The 1110-nt window shown below is 71.9% G+C and carries 1 protein-coding gene and 2 pseudogenes; all 3 read left to right on the top strand.

The annotated features are described in order from the left end of the window. Nucleotides 1–96: 96 nt before the first annotated feature. Nucleotides 97–516, top strand: a pseudogene (locus tag ABZ260_RS51465) (flavoprotein); the annotation flags it as partial. A 50-nt stretch (nucleotides 517–566) separates the two neighbouring features. Further along, on the top strand, nucleotides 567–842 hold the full coding sequence (locus ABZ260_RS51460) for a hypothetical protein (RefSeq protein WP_355633354.1): 276 nt from the start codon (nucleotides 567–569) through the stop codon (nucleotides 840–842). An 86-nt stretch (nucleotides 843–928) separates the two neighbouring features. Continuing rightward, nucleotides 929–1110: pseudogene (locus tag ABZ260_RS51455) on the top strand (MFS transporter); the annotation flags it as partial.

The following is a 1110-nucleotide window of genomic DNA, read 5'->3' as shown; positions in this document are numbered from 1 at the left end:
CCCGCAGCCCGGCGCGACCGATTTCTGGGCCGAGGACCGTAACGACGACGACCGGGACGAGCGACGAGATCGCGATGGCCTCTCACCCTCGGGGCCTCCGAGCTGCGCCTGGAGCTCGACCCCATTCTCGGCTCCACCCGCGCGCTGGCCCCGCTGATCGACCCCAACCAGCACTCCTGCGGCACCGTCCCGGCCCACGGCGTCGACGAGCTGTCCCACCCCGAAAGCGGCTACTACGCGGTGGGCGTCAAGAGCTACGGCCGCGCCCCCACCTTCCTGATGGCCACCGGATACGAGCAGGTCCGCTCCGTCGTCGCCGCGCTGGCCGGGGACTGGGAAGCCGCCCATGACGTCCAGCTCGACCTGCCCGAGACAGGCGTGTGCTCCTCTGGCCTGGCCGAGGCACAAGAGCAGCGGGTCGGTCTGGCCACCGGCATCAGCGGCGGCCTGCTCGCCACCCCGCTCCCGCTGGTCACCCTCGGCGGCAGCGACGGTGGTGGCGGCTGCTGCGGCTGAACGCGCCGGCCATCGACCAGCACCGAAGCCGCAGACACAGGGAGCGTCAGATGTCTGAGGGATACCCCACCGCCGCCCAGAAGGAAGCCCTGCGCCTGATCTGCGAGCACGGGCCCATCGACACCCGCCGCCTGGGTGAGCACCTGGTCGCCGCCCGCAGGCCGAGCACCAACCCGGGCTTCGCCCCAGCGATCGCCCGAATGGCCGGAACCCTGGCCTGGCGGCTGCAGGCTCAAGGGTTCATCGCCGAAGACCCCTGCGGTGCCTTGTGGATGACCACGGCGGATGGACGTCGACTGATCGGCTGCGCCGGGACGCACGGGTGAGCTCCGCAGCTGAAGCCGCCGCTGAGGCCACCGTCCCTGTCCCGGGGGGCGGTGGCCGACCGCGTTCGACTCAGGGGTGGCGTATCGTGGCCGCCCTGGCCGTGACGCAGACCATCGGCTACGGCGTGCTCTACTACGCCTTCTCCGTTTTCCTCACCCCCATGGCAGCCGACCTGCACGCCAGTGGCGCCCAGATCGCGGCCGCGCTGACCGGCTCGATCCTGATCGCCGCGCTGTGCGCCCCACTGGTCGGCCGCCTGCTGGACGC

Source organism: Streptosporangium sp. NPDC006013 (assembly GCF_040614275.1).
Lineage (GTDB): Bacteria > Actinomycetota > Actinomycetes > Streptosporangiales > Streptosporangiaceae > Streptosporangium.
This window is presented reverse-complemented; position numbering and strand designations above follow the sequence as displayed.

Excerpts from the sequence above, each read along its gene's own strand:
- ABZ260_RS51460 (WP_355633354.1), top strand. The coding sequence starts at position 567 with ATGTCTGAGGGATACCCCACCGCCGCCCAGAAGGAAGCCCTGCGCCTG.